Genomic DNA, 18907 nt, shown 5'->3' with positions numbered 1-18907 from the left:
TATGGCTTGGGTCCTTAGGCCTCCCTGTTGGCGTAGATAAACCAGTAGCCCAGCGCCACGATCAGGGCGCCACCCACGATATTGCCCAGCGTGGCGACCGTAAGGTTGAGCGCCAACCCGGCAGCGTTGAGGGCATCGGCGCCAGCGACATCGGCTCCATAGCCGCAGGAGTGCATCAAAATGCCCATAGGCAAAAAGTACATGTTGGCAACGCAGTGCTCAAAACCGCAGGCCACAAAGGCGGCAATGGGCAGCAGAATGCCCACGACCTTATCGACCACGGTCTTGCCGGCGGTACCGATCCATACGGCCAGGCACACAAAGATGTTGCACAGAATGCCGCGGAAGAAGATGGTGACGGCGCCGATCGTAACCTTACCGGCGGCGACACTCACCATGGTGTTAGCGACGGCCTCGCCGTTGAGTTTGTAAATGGCTGCCATGTAAATCAAAAAGACAACGAACAGGGCGCCAGCACAGTTGCCGATCCACACAATAGCCCAAGCCTTGAGCATCTGGACGAGCGTGATCTTTTTGCTCTTAAGCGCGCAGACCATAAGCGAGTTGCCGGTAAACAGTTCCGCGCCGCAAATGAGCACGAGCACCAGTCCCAGGCAAAAAGCAAGACCGCCCACGAAGCGCTGGGCGCCCCAGCCAAGCGTGGGATCGCTCAGAAAGACCGTGAAGAACAGGCCGCCGAAGGCGATGAACGCGCCGGCGAACATGGCGAGCAAAAAGGCCTTCGAGACCGGCAGGTTGGCCTTGGTAACGCCTGCGGCCTCGGTCTTCGCCTCGATCGCGGCGGACGCCAGGCAATCGGAGGGGGGGTATTCTGCCTTGCTCTGTGCCATGGAAATCACTTCTTTCTTACGATTCGGGACAAACGCTCCTGGTTCATTTGCCCGCGAGGTCGGACGGTATAAAAATAAACGCGAGCCAAATTAGCATATTGGCCTGCGATTATATAGCTTGGAGCGGGCGACGGAAAGTCCAAGGATTTGCTTCGCAAATCCTTGTTTCGCTGCGGGCCTTCGGCCCTTGCGTGCTGCGCTGGAAAATGCTCACGCATTTTCTCAGCTCCGCACCCTGGCGGGTTCGATTCCCGTCGCCCGGCGCGTAAACGAAAACAGCTCTGATCCCCAAAGGAAACCAAAGCCGTTAAAACAATTCTTATGGAGCGGGCGACGGGAATCGAACCCGCGTCATCAGCTTGGAAGGCTGGGGTTCTACCATTGAACTACGCCCGCAAGATATGGTCGGGACGACAGGATTTGAACCTGCGACATCCTGCTCCCAAAGCAGGCGCGCTACCAAACTGCGCCACGTCCCGAAGGTGTTGAGCAGCTAAGGTCTAAACCTTGCGTGTCCCAAAGCGAAGGAAATTATAGGGGAGACTCCCCGCCTGTGCAAGCGACGATACCCTAGCTCCTCGAATGTACGACAAACCGGCTGTGGAGCAGGCCGATCACAAACGCCACCACGGCAACCGGCGCCCACGCGGCTCCAATGTCTGCCAGCGGCAGCGCATCGAACGGCAGCCACGCGCCCGTAAAGAACGCATCGCGGACCGAGGTAATCACGCTCTGCACTGCGACAACGCCGCCGACCCAGACCCACACCTGCGGATGCGCGTCGCAAAAACCGTGCACCAGACCCATAAGCACCAGCACGATGGCGACGGGGTACAGGGCGTTGAGCATGGGCACCGAGAACATAAGAATCACGTCGAGGCCCACGTTGGAGAGCACGCACGAAAACGCTGCGAACACAAAGGCGAGAACCGCAAAGGGGCGGCGCATGGCCTCCTCGGAAGCCTCTGCTCCCCCTTCGACCACATACGTCTCACAGAAGTAGCGCGAGCAGCAGCTGATAAGGCCAATGCACACGTTCATGCAGGCAAGGAAGAAGATGGCGAAGACCACGACCGTGCCGGCAAGCCCAAAATGCATGGAGGCCGAACGGGCGAGGATGGCGGCGCCGTTGGTAGCGTCGGGCATCACGGTGCCGAGCTGCATACCGGCAAGTCCCAAGCCGCAGTAGATGATGGCCATGAGCACGCCGGCGATCACGCCGGAGCGCGAAATCTCGAAGGCCACGCGCTTGTCATCGGTAACGCCCAGCTCGTGGATGGTCTCGGCGATGATGATGCCAAAGGCGAGCGACGCGAGCAGGTCCATGGTCTGGTAGCCGGTCAAAAAGCCCTGCACGGCAGCACCGGCATCATAGGGAGCCTGCGGCGCGGCGGCGGGGCCCAGCGGCGAGACCATGGCGGCACCCACGACCAATACGATAAGGGCAATGAGCGCGGGGCCCGTAATGCGGCCGAGCACGCGTGTGATGACGCCCGGGCGCAGCGTGAGCGCAAACGCGACGACGAAGAAGCCGACGGCAAACACCAGGCGCGCCGTGCCGAGCGAGACGCCCTCGGGCAACAGCGGCACCAGCATCTCGAAGGCCGTGGAACTCGTACGCGGAATGGCCAGGCACGGGCCAATGGCCAGATACACCGCCGCGACAAAGAACTCGCCAAACTTGGGGTGCACGCGGCCAGCAAGCTCGCGCGCCGTTCCGGCAAGCGCCACGGCGATAAAGCCCATGACGGGCAGGCCGATGGCGGCAATTAGAAAGCCGAACATGGCGACCGGCGTGGCGGAACCTGCCTGCAGCGCCAGCAGCGGCGGAATAATGAGGTTGCCGGCGCCAAAGAGCATCGAGAACAGAGCGATGCCGACGGTGACGACATGGTCGGAGCGCAGACCGCGCGGAGCGGATGAAGCCATGGGACCACCTTTCGAGTCAAAACAAAAACGGGACGGGCAAAAGACCCGTCCCGCAAGTATATACGCTTTAGCAAGCTAAATCGCGCAAAGCTTCAATCGCGGCGTCAACTTCCTCGTCTGTGTTGAAATACCCAAACGAGAAGCGAACGACACCCTGGCGCTCGGTCCCCAACGCGCGGTGCATGAGCGGAGCGCAGTGGGCGCCGGGGCGCGTCGCAATCCCCCACCCTTGCATGAGCGCATCCGAGATCTCGGCCGAATCGATATCGCCCACGTTGAGCGAGACGATCGCCGAGCGTGCTGGCTGGTCGAAGGCGCCGTAGAGCTTGATCTCCGGGATTTCGCGCACGCCAGCGAGAAAGCGATCCGCCAGTGCCCGCTCATGCGCCGCGATCGCCTCGACCCCGCCTTGCGCCTCGATAAAGTCGAGACCTGCGGAAAGTCCCGCGATGCCGTGGCCGTTGAGCGTGCCCGCCTCAAGGCGCGTGGGCCACTCAAGCGGCTGCAGCGCATCGAAGCTGTGCACGCCCGTGCCGCCCATGGCCCACGGCGTCACGTCAATGCCCTCCGCCACGGCCAGCCCGCCGGTCCCCTGCGGACCCATGAGTCCCTTGTGGCCAGTAAAGCACACTACGTCGAGCCCCATGGCCTGCATATCGATATGCATCGCGCCGGCAGACTGCGAGGCGTCGACGATCACCAGCGCGCCGGCAGCATTGGCCATGGCCGCCACGTGCGCAATGTCGACCGCGTTGCCGGTCACATTGGAGGCGTGCGTCACCACCACAGCACGCGTACCGGGCGTGACCAGCCGCTCGAGCTCGTCGTAGTCGAGCACGCCGTTGGTATCACAGCTCGCATGCTCAACCGTCACACCCTGCTCTGCCGCCAGGCGGTTGAGCGGACGCAGCACGGAGTTGTGCTCGAGCACCGTCGTGACCACGCGGTCACCGGGACGCAGCACGCCATTGATGGCGGTGTTGAGCGCCGCCGTGGAGTTGGGCGTAAAGCACACATGGTCCGCCCTCGGGCAGCCCAAAAGGCGCGCGAGCTTGGCACGGCAAGCGTGAATCCTACGAGCGGCATCGAGGGCACCCGACGTGGCACCGCGCCCGGCATTGCCGAGCGAGCACATCGCCTGCGTCACGGCATCGATGACCGTCTGAGGCTTGTGCATGGTCGTCGCCGCGTTATCCAGGTAGATCATCGCACGACCTCCCACATATCAATCACGGTATAGCCCTCGGTGGGAACGCCCGCCGCGGTAAGCTCGCTGCGCAGCAGCTCCTCATCGGCAGGCAACGCCTTCCACGCCAGGCCGCAGCCGGCAGCGACCTCCCCGGGCACGGGAATCGTTCGCCCGGGAAGGCCGCGCTCGATGCACAGGGACTCGCAGCCCATGGCGGCCGCCGTGGTGGGAAACGTGATGACAAGCGCCGGGCGCTTCTCCCTCATGGCAACTCCAACCAATACGCTACGGACGCACGACGCGCACGGCCTGTTCCATCTTCTCCACGATCACGTACATGTTCGTGACCTCACCCACCGCGAGCTGATCCTTAATGCCAAAGTGATCGAGGCAGGTGCCGCAGGTGAGAATCTCGACACCCTGCTCCGCCAGGCCCTTCAGGTCATCGAGCACCGGCGAGCCCTCGACGGTGAGCTTGGCGCCGCCGTTGTAGAACAGCATGGTCGCGGGCAGCTCCTCCTGCTGCGTCACGGCAAAGATAAACGCCTTCATGAGCTTGTGGCCCAGCTCGTCGTCGCCACGGCCCATGCAGTCGGTGTAGACGGAAATGACGAGCCTGCCCTTGCCGGCGCTGGCATCACAGAAGGCAGCGCCATCCTGCTCGGGATCGGCCATGGCAACGGCGCCAGAGGTCGCCACGGTCACGTGCCACTCGGCGTCAGAAACCTTCTCGACCGAGGCCGTGCAGCCTTTCTCCTGCGCCATCTTGGAGATGTTCTTGACGGCGGTCTCGTTGTCGACCGAGGTCACGACGGCGCCCTCGCCATCGAGCTGCTTCAGAGCTTTGAGCGTCTTGACGACGGGCAGCGGGCAGGCATCGCCCATGGCATTGACTTCAATCTTGGAAGACATAGCAAATTCCTTTCGAAAGAGCCGTTCTAGAGAACGGCAAACAGTTACATAAACGTGCGGGCTAGCGAACAACGCGGACGGCAGGACCGCCCGGCTCCGCCTCGCACACGCGCCCGACAACGGCCGCGATGCGCCCCTCGGCATGCAGACAACGCGCAAGCCCATCCACATCGGCAGCAGGCGCCGCGATGAGCAAACCACCCGAGGTCTGCGGATCGTACAGCGCATCCAACATGCCCGGCTCCAGGTCCTCGTCGGCAGCCACACGCGGGCCAAAGAAGTCCTGGTTGCGGTAGGAACCCGCGGGGATAATGCCCAGACGTGCCATGTCGAGCACCTGATCAAAGAGCGGCACCGCCCCCGACGTAAGCTCGATCTGCACACCCGAGCCCTCGGCCATCTCGCACGCGTGCCCGATCAAGCCAAAACCCGTGACATCGGTGCAGCCGTGAAGCTCAAGTCCCTCGGCCAGACGAATCGGCGCCTCGTTGAGGGTGCGCATCGAGTCAAACATGGCTGCGGCCTCGTCCTGCTCGATGAGCTCGCCCTTAATGGCCGTGGTGATGATGCCCGAGCCGACCGCCTTGGTCAGCAGCAGAACATCGCCCACGTGCGCGCCGCTGTTGGCGAGCATGCGGTCGAGCGCGACAAAGCCGCTCACGGACAGGCCATACTTGGGCTCGTCGTCGTTGATGGTATGACCGCCCGCGATGGAGCAGCCGGCCTCGACGCACTTGTCGGCGCCACCCGCCAGAATCTGCCCGGCAACCTCAACGCCCAGGCAATTGGGAATGCACAGCAAGTTCATGGCATGGCTCGGCCGCCCGCCCATGGCGTAGATGTCCGACAGCGAGTTGGCCGCGGCGATCTGGCCGAACAGATAGGGATCGTCGACCATCGGCGGGAAGAAGTCGATGGACTGCACGAGACCCAAGTTCTCGCCAACGCGGAAAACGCTCGCATCGTCGGAGGTATCGAACCCCACGAGCAGGTTGTCGTTATGCACATTGGGTAAGTCGCCCAGGACCTGGGCGAGGGCTCCAGGAGCCAACTTAGCGGCTCAACCAGAGGCAGCGGTCATCTGCGTGAGCTTGATGAAATCGTCAGCCATCGATCCCTCCTCTCATAGGTCAATCTTTTCCTCCCAGTATACGCATGGTGGCGCCGCGAGCGGACGGCGTATCGCAACCCCTACGCGACGCAGCAGAAGGGACAAAGGGACTGTCCCTTTGTCACATTATCGACAAACCAGATGAATTCTCTTGGCATCGAAGTGCATGCGCAGGGTCTCGTCGGCCTGCGGCAGCTCGTCGGAAGCCACGCTCACCTTGTTGACCTTCCACTGCAGACGCGTGGGCGCATCGACACGTGGCACGTCCAACAGCACCAAGCGCTCAAAACGCGAATCGCTCACTCGGGCCACGTGCAGGTCATAGCTGTTGCGACCCCGCTCGGCACGGTTGTCCACATGGAAGTAGCTCGCACGAATACCCAGGTACGCCACGTTATCGGGAACCTCACGGCCCACGTTGAAGGTCATGCCCCAGTCCAGGGCCTCAACTTCCTGAAGCCCGATCTTGCGCGCACGGCTTGTGTTCTTGCAGCCCGTCAAGCGCAGCGCGGCCAACGTTTGCGGGCGTCGAACCACGTCCTCGACGGAGCCGACCTCCTCAACATGCCCGTTGTGCATCACGCAGATGCGCTCGCACAGACGGCATGCTTCGTCGATGTCGTGGCTCACGTAGAGCACGGTACGGTTGCACACATCGAACAGGTCGAGCATGTTCTGCTCAAGCGCGCTCTTGAGATACGCGTCGAGCGCGCTCATGGGCTCGTCGAACATAAAAATGCCCGGGTGTGCCGCCACCATGCGAGCAAGCGCCACACGCTGCTGCTGGCCGCCCGAGAGGCGCGCGGGATAACGGTCGGCAAAGTCGACCAGTCCAAAGATACCCAGGTAGCGCTCGGCAAGTTGTCTGCGCGCTGCGGCGTCGCCTGCACCCTCAACGCCGGCGCACACGTTATCGGCCACCGTCATATTAGGGAACAGCTGATAGTTTTGAAACATCAGGGCGCATTTTCGCTCCTGGGGCGAAAGGTTGATGCCCGTCGCAGAGTCAAAAAAGGTCATGCCGTTGACGACGATCTTGCCCTCGTCGGGTGTCTCCACGCCGGCAATGCAGCGCAACGTGCAGCTCTTGCCGCAACCCGAGGCGCCCAGGAGCGCCACACGCTCCTCGCCGGCCTCAAGCTGCATGTCGAGCATAAACCCGGGATAGCGTTTTTTGATATCCAAAACGAGCGACATAGCTTATCGACCTCCCTGCGGTGCTGCGTCATCGCGCATGAGCTCGGCCAGCGCCTCGCGATCGATACGCAAGGCATCGCCGCCCACCGGGTCGAGCGAATCGCCCTGTCCGACGAGCTCTTTGGCCTGCTTGCGCTCCGCACGGGAAAGGCCCCGCTCGCGATACTTTTGCGAATGCGCGGTGTACATGTTAATGAACAGAATGACCAAAAAACTAAACACGATCACGACGACGACCCAAAAGAGAGCCACCGACGTGTTGCCGCCCATCCACTCAAAGTAGATGGCGATGGGGATGGTCTGGGTAATGCCGGCGTAGTTGCCCGCAAAGAACAGGGTGCAGCCAAACTCGCCCATGGCACGCGCGAAGGCGAGCACCGTGCCGGCGGCAATCGAAGGCCAGCCAAGCGGCATCATAAGCTTGGTAAAGATGCGATGCTCAGACCATCCCAGGGTTCGTGCGGCGTCGAGCATCTGCGTGTCGAGGCTCTCAAAGGCTCCGAGCGCTGTGCGGTAGACCAGCGGGAACGACACAACGACGGCCGAAATAACCGCCGCGGGCCAGGTAAAAACGATCGAGATGCCGTGCGCGATCAGCCACTGGCCGACACCGGTCGAGCGGCCAAACAGCATGAGGAGCAGAAAGCCGCAGACCGTGGGCGGCAGCACCATAGGAATCGTAAAGACTGAATCGAGCAGGCCCTTGATGCGACTCGAGGTACCCATAGTCTTCCACGCGGCAAACAGGCCCAGCGCAAAGGCAATCACCAGGGCAAGGCCACTCGTTTTAATGGACACCCAAAACGGGCGATAGTCGATGCCGGTCAAAAAGGCGACAAGGGACGCCAAGGGCTCCCGTTCATCTTGCATCACAACGGATGATGCTTCCACGATTTGAGCGCTATCAAGCCAACGCGCGCCGCCCTTGGCATCACCCGAGGCTGATGCGATGACCACATAGCGGTCCCCATTCGCACCGCGCTCATCAAAGGCATAGGTATACCCACCGACATTAAACGCCGCTTCCGTCGTGGCATACCAAGGAAGATCCATGTCTTCCAGCCGTGCGCCTCCCATGCAGTTTGCGCCGTCAAGCTCGCAGACGAGAGCCTTGAGACCCGATGCGCACTCGTTGTCCTGCGGATCCAATCCATACTTCTCGACCGCCTTGGGCGATACCCACACCACAACGCGATCGGCAGCAGGCGCCACTATGAGGTCCGTGTCCCCTTCAACGGGAAACCGATAGCCCTCGGGCTGGCCCTCCATGACACGGGCGGTCCCCTTGGCTAACCGTTCAAAACCATCGAGCCCATAAGAAAGCCCCTTGGCGGTCACGGCAACCTGGGCCCCGCCCTCAGTACCACCGGCAAACGCCCATCCCGGCACCCAGCAAAGCGCGAGCGTCAAAGCACAGGCGACAAGAATGCGAAATCTATTACGCACGAAACGCTCCAAGGAAAGACGAGGACAGGGCAAAAGACAAAACGATGGGATTATCGCTCCAAGCCGCACTACGCGGAAAGCTCAAATCCGTACTTAGCCCAAATCTTCTGCGCCTTCTTGTTGGTCAGACAGAAGTCGATGAACGCCTTGGCCTCGTCGGCGTGCTCGGAGCTCTCGGCAACGGCACCCGGATACACGATGGGCTTGTGCGAATCCTCGGGGCACACGAAGGCCTCCTCGATGCCGTCGTAGCGGAAGATGTCGGAGCTGTAGACAAAGCCGGCCACGCAGTCGCCCGTAGAGACGTAAGCTGCGGCGGTGCCGACCTTGTCGGCCAGGGCCACCTTGTCGGCGAGCTCGGGTGCATACTCGCCGTCGTCGCCCTCGGTACCGGTGTAGAGCCCAACAGAAGCCAGCGCTTGGTTGGCATACTTGCCGGCGGGAACGGTCTTAGCGTCGCCGACGGCAATCTTGCCGTCCAGGTTCGCGACGTCGGCGATGGCCTCGACCTTGGTGTCGGAGCCCTCGGCACGAATAATCACGAGGTCGTTGACGAACATGTCCTCACGCGTGTCGGCGTCGACGAGCTCGGCGGCCTCGGCGTCGTCCATAGTGCCCTTGGAGGCCGTGATGAGCACGTCAACCGCGGCGCCGGCGCGCATCTGCTCGACAAGGTCGCCGGACGCCTTAAACTGCGTGTCGGCAAAGGTGGTACCCGTCTGCTCGGTGTAGAGCTTCTGAACCTCGGGCAGAGCCTTCTCGAGCGAGTTGGCGGCGAACACCTGCAGCCCGACGGCCTTCTTGAAAGAAGTCTTGGCAGAACCCGCATCGGAGCCGGCCGGCTCAGACGTCTTGTTGCCCGAGCAGCCAGCAAGGCCAAGGCCGGCAGCGGCGACAGCAGAAAGCGAGACGAATCCGCGGCGAGAAACCATATCGAACATGTTCAACCCTTTCGAGCGCTACGCCCGGGCACCCCGCCGCGGGCTTTATCCTGTAATTGAATTATACTTTAGCGCGAATAATGCTTGTGATAAGAAATTATCGTTTGATAATTTCTTATACCGATAGCCGCAAGACGCTCGCGTTGTCGCCGCTTAAAAAAGCGGAGCGACCCATAAGGTCACTCCGCTACAGGCAAGCAGTTTAGCGAGCGTGTCCACCGCCCGCCGTCATGTGGGCCGCGTGCTCCAGCTGGTCGCTCACGGCCTCCCAGCTTTCGCGAGCCGCCTTCGTGGATCCCGGAAAGTTGATGACAAGCGCAGCCCCACGCTGCATGCACACGGCGCGCGAAAGCATGGCACGGCGCGTCTTGGTCATAGAGTATGCACGGATCGCCTCGGCAATACCCGGCACATCGCGGTCGCAGACGGCACGCGTCGCCTCGGGCGTCACGTCGCGCATCGAAAGCCCCGTGCCGCCGCAGGTGATGACCACGTTGGCCTGGCAATCGTCGGCCGCAGCCACAATGGCAGCACCGATCTCGTCAACATCGTCATGCACCACCGTATGCGAGGCAACCATCCAGCCCTGCGCCGCGATGAGCTCCTCGAGCACAGCGCCTGCTTCGTCCTGGGCAAGATCGCGCGTATCCGAGCACGTCACGATCGAAATCTTCAACTCCATAGCATTCCTCCTACAGCACGGCGCCCTCGGGCAGATCGACACGGACGACATCCACGACGTCGCCCGGCTCAAGATCGCACGGACCCTCGTTGATGCGCAACAGGCAGTTCGCACGCTGCATGGTTCCGAGCAGCGCCGAGTTCTGGCTGTGCGCCTCGGTGACCGTAAGCTCACCCGTCTGCGTATCGCGCGCAACCGTGGCGCGATCATAGAAGCGTCGGTCCTGTCGCTTCTTCACGCCGTGGGTAAGAACCGCCTGCTGCACGGGACGCGCACCCTCGGCAAAGCCGCGCATCTTGCGAATCGCCGGGCGGGCGAGCATCTCAAAGCCCACGTATGCCGCCGCGGGGTTGCCCGAAAGCCCCAGATTGGGCTTGCCGCCGAGCAGGCCAAACGTAATGGCTTTGCCGGGACGCAACGAAATGCGATCGAACAGCACCTCGCCCTCGCGCCGAACCAGCGCCGTCACGTAGTCATAGTCGCCAGCCGAGGCGCCACCGCTCGTAATGACAAAATCGCACTCTTGCGCGGCGCGGTGCACCAGCTCGGCAATCGCCCGCTCGTCGTCGGGCGCAATGCCGTAGAACACTGGGTCGGCCCCAGCATCGAGCACCTCGGCCATTAACGCCGAGGAATTGGAATCGCGAATCTGCCCGCGTGCCGGCAGCTCGCTCGGCGCGACCAGCTCCGTGCCCAGCGAGATAATGCCCACGCGCGGAGCGGCATGGACCTTCACGCTCGCACACCCGGCGCTCGCCAACAAGCCGGCGCCCGCCGGAGCCACGACCTCGCCGGCGTGCATCACAACATCGCCGGCATGGGCCTCCTCGGCGGCAGAGCGAACGTTCTCCCCTACCTTGGCAGGCGCCGAGAACCTCACACGCGAACCCTCGTTGCCGTCACCGACGAGCACATCGACGATCTCATACTTCACCACGGCATCGGCACCTTCGGGTACCGGTGCGCCCGTCATGATGCGGACCGTCTCGCCCGCGCCAATTGTGCCCTCAAACACATGGCCCGCGGCCTCGTGTCCGATAACGTCGAGCGTCACCGGCGCCTCGCCAGATCCCTGCGCCAAATCCGCCGAGCGCACGGCATATCCGTCCATAGCGCTGTTAGCAAACGGCGAGATGTCGATATCGGCCACCGCGTCCTCTGCCAAGGGAAGACCGGCAGCCTGCCACACGGGAATCTCGACAACTTCGGTGCGATTCACGTGCGACAAGACGATCGCCTGTGCGTCCTCCAACGGAATGAGTTTCTCTGCCATATACACCTCTAGCATGCAACGGCGCACATCACGGGCGCCGATTCTTTATGTTTATCTCAGTATAATCCCCCGCCGCACGACGGCGACACGGCCCGTGCCCACGAATACACCTGTCGGTAACGGACGGCGAAACAGAACCAAAACCAACCAGCCGGTTTGTCACGTTTGGCACGTTCTATAATGCTCGTGTTGCAATCAAGAAGAGGAACGTATGGCTTTTACCGACAAACCCGAAAGCGCTAACGAGGCGCAGGATCATTCCCAGTCGCTCGACGACGGCGGCTTTTTCTCCCTTAACGACGTCATCATGGCCGGCAGGCATCAGCTCACCCGCTCCGAGCATCTCTTGGCTGCCGACACGCGCCGCAACGCCCGCAACCTACTCGCGAGCGCCAAGTTGCTCGCACTCGTCGTCATCGTCTCGCTCGCCATGGGCGTTGCCGCCTGGGCGTTTTTGACCTCGCTGAATATCGCGACCGACTATCGCGAGCACCATGCATGGGTCTACGCCTTGCTTCCCGTTGTGGGCGTTGCCACCGCATGGGTGTACAAAAACCACGGCCTTGCCGCCAAACGCGGTAACAACCTGGTCATCGACTCCGCTCTGGGCACACGCCTCATCCATATGCGCATGGCCGTTCTCACCTTCGTCTGCTCCACGCTCACGCACCTAACGGGCGGATCTGCCGGTCGCGAGGGGGCCGCGGTGCAGATTGGCGGCACCATCGCCAGCAACATCTCGAACCTCGCCCACCTCAAAAAACATGACCACCACGACCTCATGCTCGCCGGCATCTCGTCGGCCTTTGGCGCCGTATTCGGCTCGCCCCTTGCTGGAGCTTTCTTTGGCATGGAGATGTGCTTTATCGGCAAGATCGACTACACCGCGGGCATCTACTGCCTGGTCGCCTCGTTTACCGGCTACTTTACGTCACTTGCCTTGGGAACCGAGTACGAGGCGAATGTCATCGCCAGCGTTCCCAACATGACACCGCGGACGGTTGTCATCGTTGTTATCAGCGCAATTATCTTCGGTCTGACGGCACGCCTCTTTGCCTGGTCGGTTCGAACCGTCAAAAGCCTTTACGGTCGCTTTATCACCAATTACCTTACTCGCGCACTCGTGGGCGCACTCGTGGTTTTGGCCGCCTATGCCCTCCTTGACGCCTGGGACTACGCCGGCCTTTCCACGTGGCTTTCCGGCGCCGGATTTGCAGGCAACACCACCCTGGCGGACGCAGCCATCAAGTTGGTCGTCACAGCGCTTACCCTGGGCGCGGGCTTCCAAGGCGGCGAGGTCACGCCCCTGTTTGGCATCGGTGCGGCGCTCGGCGGATGGATTGGCTGCCTCGCTGGACTCGACCCGAGCTTTATGGCGGCTCTCGGCATGCTCGGCGTGTTCTGCGCCGGCCTCAACGTGCCCATCACCACCTGCATGATGGCCATCGACCTGTTCCACGGCACGGCTGCCGGGTTCTTTGTCATCGTGGCCTTTATCAGCTACCTAACCGGCGGACACCGCGGCGTGTACCCCGCCCAGCGCATCATCTCACCCAAGCGCCGCTCGCTTATTGTGGATGAGGGAGGTACGGTAGCGGATGCTATCGAGCGCCACAACGACCTGATAGAGTAGATGTAATTATCGCCGTGCAGCCACAATCGGGGCTAATTCGACCTGAGCGCGACCGCACTGTCATGTCACACGCCGGGAGTCGCCCCATGCACGCAACTGATTTTGGTCGCACGCTCATCATCGCCAACCCAGCCGCCCAGTCGGGTGCGGCACGCGAAGTTGCCGAGCGCCTGCAACGCTTTTTGGACATGACTGCACGCGCATCCCAGTTTGACCTGGTGTTGACCGAGCGTATGGGACACGCCAAGGAGCTGGCCGCACAGGCTCAGGGCTATCGCACCGTTATCGCACTCGGCGGCGACGGCGTGATTCACGAGGTCGTCAACGGGCTTATGACGCAAAAGGAGGACGCCCGCCCCGCTCTTGCCGTCCTGCCCGTGGGCTCCGGCAATGATTTTGCCCAGACGCTCGGCATCAACGATTTCTCCGGCAAGGATTATGGCGCGCTGCTCACCTGCGAGCTGCAGCGTCAGGACATCGGGCGCATTCGCTCGTGGAGCCCTGCGAGCGGCAGCGGCGAGGCTACCGTTGAGTACTACGACCAGACGCTTTCGGTCGGCATCGATGCCGCCATCGGCCTGGGCACCACTGAGCTGCGCAAAAAGACCGGCTTGACGGGCGCGCCGCTCTACACCCTTTCGGGACTTGAGCAGTTTGGCCTGCGCTACCGCAACTACCCCATGACAGTCAGCTTTGACGGCGCGCCCGCCGAGCGCGTGAGGGCGATCATCATGGCGATTCAGCTTGGTCCTACCTATGGCTCGGGCTATCGCATCTGCCCCGATGCCGACCCCTGCGACGGCATGCTCGACGTCTGCTACGCCTGCGGCCCCGTCCCTCGCGCGGTAGCCCTGCCTATGTTCCTTTCGGCCAAGGACGGCCACCATACCAAGTTGCCACCGGTTCGCATGCGCCGCTGCCGCCATGCCGAGCTAACTTTTGAGGAGCCCGACTACCCCATCCAGGCCGACGGCGAGCCCGTTGACGCCTCGCGCATCGAGGTCGACGTCCTCGGCAGCGCCCTCCAAGTTTGGCACCCTACCCGCTAGCAAGGCCAGCGGGGCAATCGACTACTCGTCACTGCTCGGCTTGCGGCGGTTGGCCTTTTTGATGGCGTTGAAGTGCTTGTCGTTGAGTCTACGCTGGCGGGAGCGCTGGGGCACCTTGGTCTTTACGCGTCGGCGCGGTGGACGCCCGCGACGCTCGAGCTCGGCGCGTAGTTTGCGCAGGCAGCTCGCGCGATTCTGGAACTGGCTGCGGCTCTCGCGCGCCGTCACGGTAATCCCCGAAGGGATATGCTTCATGCGCACCGCCGAGTCCGTCGTGTTCACGCCCTGGCCGCCCGGACCCGTCGCATGAAACACCTGCACCTCGCAATCGCGCGCCAGCTCCTCGGCCGACATCTCGGCATAGCGCGTATACTCGCGCCATCCCATCTTGTTCTCGTCCATATCAACACCTCCCCTCATACAAAAAATGTGACAAAGGGACAGTCCCTTTGTCACATCGCATACCAATCGCTTGTGTCGCGCGCTTAGGCGAAGGTGATCTCGCCGTTATCGCAGTCCATATCGGCGATACGGGCCAGGCTCTCAACGCGGAAGCCGCGCTCGCGGAGCTTATCGCCACCGCCCTGGAAGCCCTTCTCCACCGCAATGCCAATGCCGGACACCTCGGCACCCGCAGCCTCGCAGATCTTGATAAGACCCTCGAGCGCACAGCCGTTGGCCAGGAAGTCGTCGATAATCAGGACCTTATCGCCCTCGGAAAGGAAGCGCTTGCCCACGATGACGGGGTACTCCTTCTGCTTGGTAAAGGAGTAGATGGTCGTAGCGTACTGCTCGCCGTCGAGGTTGATGGACTGTGCCTTCTTGGCAAAGACCACCGGCACGCCGCCAAAGTGCTGAGCGGCAATGCAAGCCATGCCAATGCCCGAGGCCTCGATCGTCAGGATCTTGTTGATCTCGACATCCTTGAACAGACGGGCCCACTCGGCGCCCATATGGTCGAACAGCTCAACGTCGCACTGGTGGTTGAGGAAGGCATCAACCTTAAGGACGTTACCGGCCTTTACGATGCCGTCATGGCGAATACGATCCTCAAGCTCCTGCATGGCGCAACCCCTTCTCGCGGCAACGATACCGCGCGATTAATAAACGTTGTTCGATAGTCTACCACGGACCGACCCCCGCCCGTCCCACAAGCCACATCGCACCACAAACCAGTCTTTTTGGGACGGCGCGAATACGTGGCAGGCAGCCTCCCAACACGCTAATGGCGGGCGCGCATCTTCACCAAACGCACCATGGCGAGCGCAAAGCCCACAGCGGCCACAGCCATGAGCACGTAGAACACCGAGCGAAAGCCAAATAAGAACACATCCGAACGGCCTGCAACGAAACTGGTCACGGCCTCGCCCATCGCCACGCTCATCTGCCCATACAGGATATGCGACGCCGCCGTAATGCCCACTGCCATGCCGGCATAGCGCGCCAAACTGCCCAAGCTGCCCGCAAAACCGAGTGCCTCGCGCGGAGCCGAGCCCATATACAGCGAGTTGTTGGGACTCTGGAAAATCGACGTGCCGCACGACATAAACGCGACACAGCACACGATCACAGGGATGGAGGAGTGCTCGTCGAGCGTGCTTACCGCAAAGAGACCGCATACGTACACACCCAGGCCGACCGCCGTGGGGCCCTCGCAACCAATACGATCGGATATCGTGCCCGAAAGCGGGCCGATAAAAGCATTCACCATCGGAAGCGCCAAAAAGAGCAGTCCGGAAATGTCGGAACCAAAGCCATGGGCGTCCTGAAAATAGAACGGCAGGATAAACTCGGATGCGCCAATGCCAACGAATACGATGAGCATGCAGGCAAGGTTGATGGTGAAGGCCGAATTTGCAAAGCAGCGACGAGCGGCCTCGATCAGGGACATGGGGCGCTCGCCGGCCTCCGGCTTAACATGCGGCAACGTGTAGAGCCCCACGATAAACGAGATAACGCCAATGGGCAGGTTGATGAGGAAGATGCTCTCCCAGGGAAAGCTCGCCACCAGCATGCCGCCAAGCACAGGACCACACATCATGCCGAGGGCCACGAAGGTCGCAAGGATGCCCATGGCACGGCCGCGCTCGCGCGCTGGAAACGACTCGGTGATGATGCCCATGTTGTTTGCCATGGCCGCTGCGCAACCGACGCCCTGAACGATGCGCGCCAGAATAAGAACCTCGAGCGAGGCCGAAAGGCCACACAGCAGCGAGCCGAGCGTAAAAACGATGACACCCAGCTGGAACACGCCCACTTTGCCGCGCACGTCGCCCAAACGACCAAACGGCAACATGGCCACGCACGTCGCAAGCAGATACACCGAGCTCACCAGCTGAATGCGATCGAGGCCCACGCCCAGCTCCTTTTGCATCACGGGCAGTGCCACGGTCACGACGGTCGAATCCAGACACGCCATAAACGTCATGATGAGCACGGTAAACAGAATCGCCCATTTGTTCTTGCCATGGGTGTCGCCCTCTAGGGCGATGTGCTCGCGGCGCAGCTGCTCTGCGGTTTTCTCCATATCCATCCTTTCGAGTGGCCCAACGCAAAAAAACGGGGCCCCAATCGCCTGTAAACAGCCGCGATTGGGGTCCCGCCTACGGAATCGGAACGTAAAGGTCACCGAAGCCCCCTGTCGGCATCGGCGACTTATGCGAACGCTAGCCTAGCACTGCTCGAGCGCCTGCTCAAGGTCGGCAATCAGATCGGCCGTGTCCTCGAGGCCGCACGACAGGCGCACCATGTCGGCGGAGATGCCACAGGCGATGAGCTCCTCATCGTTCATCTGACGATGCGTGGCGTTAGCAGGATGCAGGCAGCAAGTGCGGGCGTCGGCCACATGCGTGGCGATCTGGGCGAGCTTGAGGCTCTTCATAAAGGTCTCGGCCGCCGCGCGACCACCGTTAAAGCCAAAGCTCACGACGCCACAAGTACCGTTGGGCATGTACTTCTGAGCCAGGTCATAGTACTTATCGCCCTCCAGGCCCGGATAGCTCACAAAGCGTACCTTGGGATGGCTCTGCAGGAACTTGGCAACGGCCAGGCCGTTCTCACAATGACGCGGCATGCGCACATGCAGGCTCTCGAGCGAGCTGTTCAGGAAGAAGGCCGCCTGCGGGTTCTGCATGGGGCCAAGGTCACGCATGAGCTGCGCGGTAGCCTTGGTGATGAAGGCACCCTCGCGACCGAACTTCTCGGCATAGGTCACGCCATGGTAGCTCTCATCGGGCGTGGTGAGACCCGGGAACTTGTCAGCATGGGCCATCCAGTCAAACTGACCGTGATCGACAATCACACCGCCCAGGTAGGCCGCGTGACCGTCCATGTACTTGGTGGTGGAGTGCGTAACGATGTCGGCGTCCCACTCAAAGGGACGGCACATCACGGGCGTCGGGAAGGTGTTGTCGACCATCAGCGGCACGCCGTGGTCATGCGCGGCCTTGGCAAAGCGCTCAATATCGAGCACGGCGAGGGCGGGATTAGCGATCGTCTCGCCAAAGACGAGCTTGGTGTTGGGCCGGAAGGCTGCCTCGAGCTCCTCGTCGGTGCAGTCGGGGGCAACAAAGGTGCAGGTGACACCCATACGACCCATGGTGTGGGCGAGCAGGTTGTAGGTACCGCCGTAGATGGCAGAGCTTGCGACCACGTGATCGCCGGCACCGGCCACGTTAAAGATCGCGAGGAAATTCGCAGCCATGCCCGAGCTCGTGAGCATCGCGGCAGTGCCGCCCTCCATCTCGCAGATCTTGGCAGCGACCAGATCGCACGTGGGGTTCTGCAGGCGGCTGTAGAAGTAGCCCGACTCCTCCAGGTCAAACAGCTTGCCCATGTGCTCGGACGTGTCGTACTTCCACGTGGTGGACTGGTAGATGGGCACCTGGCGCGGCTCCGCATCGCCCGGGCGATAGCCGCCCTGAACACACGTGGTACCGATGGTCTGCTCGCTCATATTTAGCTCCCTTGCCTGGGTTACATTTTATTCGGTTCACGATACCGCTACCCCGCACCCCTCTCAACCCATCCGCAAGGTAGGTTATTGGACAGAAGCATCGGGCTCATTCGCCCCACATCTTTAGTATTTGTCCGACAGAAAAACGGTGAGGTATGCATAAAGCTCTCGATGAACGAATGCGTCGGCAAGGGTACCATAGGCGGGTACACCACAAACAAGGAGACAACGATGAAGCACATCGATACGACCCAGCTCGACACCACCGCCTGCCAGGCTCAGGCTGCCGAATACCACACCCGTGGCTTTAACTGTGCCCAGGCCGTCGCCTGTACGCTCGCACCAGCCGTCGGCCTCGATCCCCAGATTGCCTTTACCCTCACCGAGGGCTTTGGCGCCGGCATGGGCGGCATGACCGAAACCTGCGGCGCCATCTCGGGCGCCGTGGCCATCATGGGCTTCGTGATGAGCGACTGCATGGAAAACCCCAAGACCAAGGGCCAGACCTACAAACTGTCGCGCGAGATCGCCAAACGTTTTGGCGAGAAGAACACGACGACCGTCTGCGGCACGCTCAAGGGCGTCGGATCGGATAAGGGTCCGCTCCGCAGCTGCCCCGGCTGCATCGACGATGCCGTCGAGATCGCCTGTGATGTGCTAAAGCAGCTCGCCGAGTAAACTGCGGCAACAGAAAACGACGGCCGGCGCGCTTGGGATCCATCCAAAAGCACGCCGGCCG

General features: G+C 61.8%; 17 protein-coding genes, 2 tRNA genes and 1 pseudogene. 3 read left to right on the top strand and 17 right to left on the bottom strand.

From position 1 onward, the window contains the following. Window positions 1-14 precede the first annotated feature (14 nt). The 13 genes from DXB86_RS05375 to glp form a co-directional block, all read right to left on the bottom strand. Window positions 15-851 carry a formate/nitrite transporter family protein gene (locus DXB86_RS05375; RefSeq protein ID WP_117736418.1) on the bottom strand — a complete coding sequence of 279 codons (837 nt, stop codon included), beginning with the start codon at window positions 849-851 and terminating at the stop codon, window positions 15-17. A 322-nt stretch (window positions 852-1173) separates the two neighbouring features. Next, window positions 1174-1247, bottom strand: a tRNA-Gly gene (locus DXB86_RS05370). A 6-nt stretch (window positions 1248-1253) separates the two neighbouring features. Further along, a tRNA-Pro gene (locus tag DXB86_RS05365) sits at window positions 1254-1330 on the bottom strand. A gap of 91 nt (window positions 1331-1421) precedes the next feature. Then, window positions 1422-2780, bottom strand: coding sequence for a branched-chain amino acid transport system II carrier protein (gene brnQ / locus DXB86_RS05360; RefSeq protein WP_117736417.1), 1359 nt, complete (start codon window positions 2778-2780; stop codon window positions 1422-1424). Window positions 2781-2847: 67 nt separating this feature from the next. Continuing rightward, complete coding sequence (locus DXB86_RS05355) at window positions 2848-3987, bottom strand: aminotransferase class V-fold PLP-dependent enzyme (RefSeq protein WP_117736416.1); 1140 nt, start codon at window positions 3985-3987, stop codon at window positions 2848-2850. Further along, window positions 3984-4235, bottom strand: coding sequence for a DUF3343 domain-containing protein (locus DXB86_RS05350; RefSeq protein WP_117736415.1), 252 nt, complete (start codon window positions 4233-4235; stop codon window positions 3984-3986). Before DXB86_RS05350 ends, DXB86_RS05355 begins: the two co-directional genes overlap by 4 nt. Before the next feature lie 19 nt (window positions 4236-4254). Then, window positions 4255-4881 (bottom strand): sulfurtransferase-like selenium metabolism protein YedF, encoded by a 627-nt coding sequence (yedF, locus tag DXB86_RS05345; protein WP_117736414.1) that lies wholly within the window; start codon window positions 4879-4881, stop codon window positions 4255-4257. Between the two features lie 61 nt (window positions 4882-4942). Continuing rightward, window positions 4943-5992 carry a selenide, water dikinase SelD gene (gene selD / locus DXB86_RS05340; RefSeq protein WP_117736413.1) on the bottom strand — a complete coding sequence of 350 codons (1050 nt, stop codon included), beginning with the start codon at window positions 5990-5992 and terminating at the stop codon, window positions 4943-4945. A 126-nt stretch (window positions 5993-6118) separates the two neighbouring features. Next, a complete protein-coding gene (locus DXB86_RS05335; RefSeq protein WP_117736412.1) occupies window positions 6119-7189 on the bottom strand; it encodes a sulfate/molybdate ABC transporter ATP-binding protein in 1071 nt (356 codons plus the stop codon). A 3-nt stretch (window positions 7190-7192) separates the two neighbouring features. Further along, window positions 7193-8635 carry a molybdate ABC transporter permease subunit gene (gene modB / locus DXB86_RS05330; protein WP_233504158.1) on the bottom strand — a complete coding sequence of 481 codons (1443 nt, stop codon included), beginning with the start codon at window positions 8633-8635 and terminating at the stop codon, window positions 7193-7195. A 68-nt stretch (window positions 8636-8703) separates the two neighbouring features. Continuing rightward, on the bottom strand, window positions 8704-9576 hold the full coding sequence (gene modA / locus DXB86_RS05325) for a molybdate ABC transporter substrate-binding protein (protein ID WP_117736411.1): 873 nt from the start codon (window positions 9574-9576) through the stop codon (window positions 8704-8706). 202 nt (window positions 9577-9778) lie between these two features. Continuing rightward, window positions 9779-10258, bottom strand: a complete 480-nt coding sequence (locus DXB86_RS05320) for a molybdenum cofactor biosynthesis protein B (protein ID WP_117736410.1) — start codon at window positions 10256-10258, stop codon at window positions 9779-9781. A gap of 10 nt (window positions 10259-10268) precedes the next feature. Next, a complete protein-coding gene (glp, locus tag DXB86_RS05315) occupies window positions 10269-11531 on the bottom strand; it encodes a gephyrin-like molybdotransferase Glp (protein ID WP_117736455.1) in 1263 nt (420 codons plus the stop codon). Window positions 11532-11742: 211 nt separating this feature from the next. Here glp and DXB86_RS05310 point away from each other — a divergent pair, with 211 nt between their 5' ends. Continuing rightward, window positions 11743-13164: a chloride channel protein gene (locus DXB86_RS05310; protein ID WP_199410995.1), complete on the top strand. Its 1422-nt coding sequence runs from the start codon at window positions 11743-11745 to the stop codon at window positions 13162-13164. Window positions 13165-13250: 86 nt separating this feature from the next. Beyond that, complete coding sequence (locus DXB86_RS05305) at window positions 13251-14213, top strand: diacylglycerol kinase family protein (protein ID WP_117736409.1); 963 nt, start codon at window positions 13251-13253, stop codon at window positions 14211-14213. 21 nt (window positions 14214-14234) lie between these two features. On the opposite strand, the pseudogene DXB86_RS05300 reads toward DXB86_RS05305, so the two are convergent. From DXB86_RS05300 to DXB86_RS05285, 4 genes and pseudogenes are all read right to left on the bottom strand, one after another. After that, window positions 14235-14543, bottom strand: a pseudogene (locus DXB86_RS05300) (peptide chain release factor-like protein); the annotation flags it as partial. A 155-nt stretch (window positions 14544-14698) separates the two neighbouring features. Further along, window positions 14699-15277 carry a xanthine phosphoribosyltransferase gene (locus DXB86_RS05295; RefSeq protein WP_117736408.1) on the bottom strand — a complete coding sequence of 193 codons (579 nt, stop codon included), beginning with the start codon at window positions 15275-15277 and terminating at the stop codon, window positions 14699-14701. A gap of 158 nt (window positions 15278-15435) precedes the next feature. Beyond that, complete coding sequence (locus DXB86_RS05290) at window positions 15436-16740, bottom strand: MFS transporter (protein WP_117736407.1); 1305 nt, start codon at window positions 16738-16740, stop codon at window positions 15436-15438. Window positions 16741-16884: 144 nt separating this feature from the next. Then, entirely contained in the window at window positions 16885-18168 is a 1284-nt protein-coding gene (locus DXB86_RS05285; protein ID WP_117564967.1) for an O-acetylhomoserine aminocarboxypropyltransferase/cysteine synthase family protein, read from the bottom strand. 231 nt (window positions 18169-18399) lie between these two features. On the opposite strand from DXB86_RS05285, the gene DXB86_RS05280 reads away from it, so the two are divergent. Beyond that, the gene (locus DXB86_RS05280; protein ID WP_233504157.1) at window positions 18400-18846 is read left to right on the top strand and encodes a C-GCAxxG-C-C family protein; all 447 of its coding nucleotides are present in this window, start codon (window positions 18400-18402) and stop codon (window positions 18844-18846) included. The last annotated feature ends 61 nt before the right edge of the window (window positions 18847-18907 follow it).

This window comes from Collinsella sp. OM06-18AC (assembly GCF_003438785.1).
Lineage (GTDB): Bacteria > Actinomycetota > Coriobacteriia > Coriobacteriales > Coriobacteriaceae > Collinsella.
The sequence above is the reverse complement of the archived record's forward strand: the minus strand, read 5'-3'. Positions and strand labels throughout refer to the sequence as shown.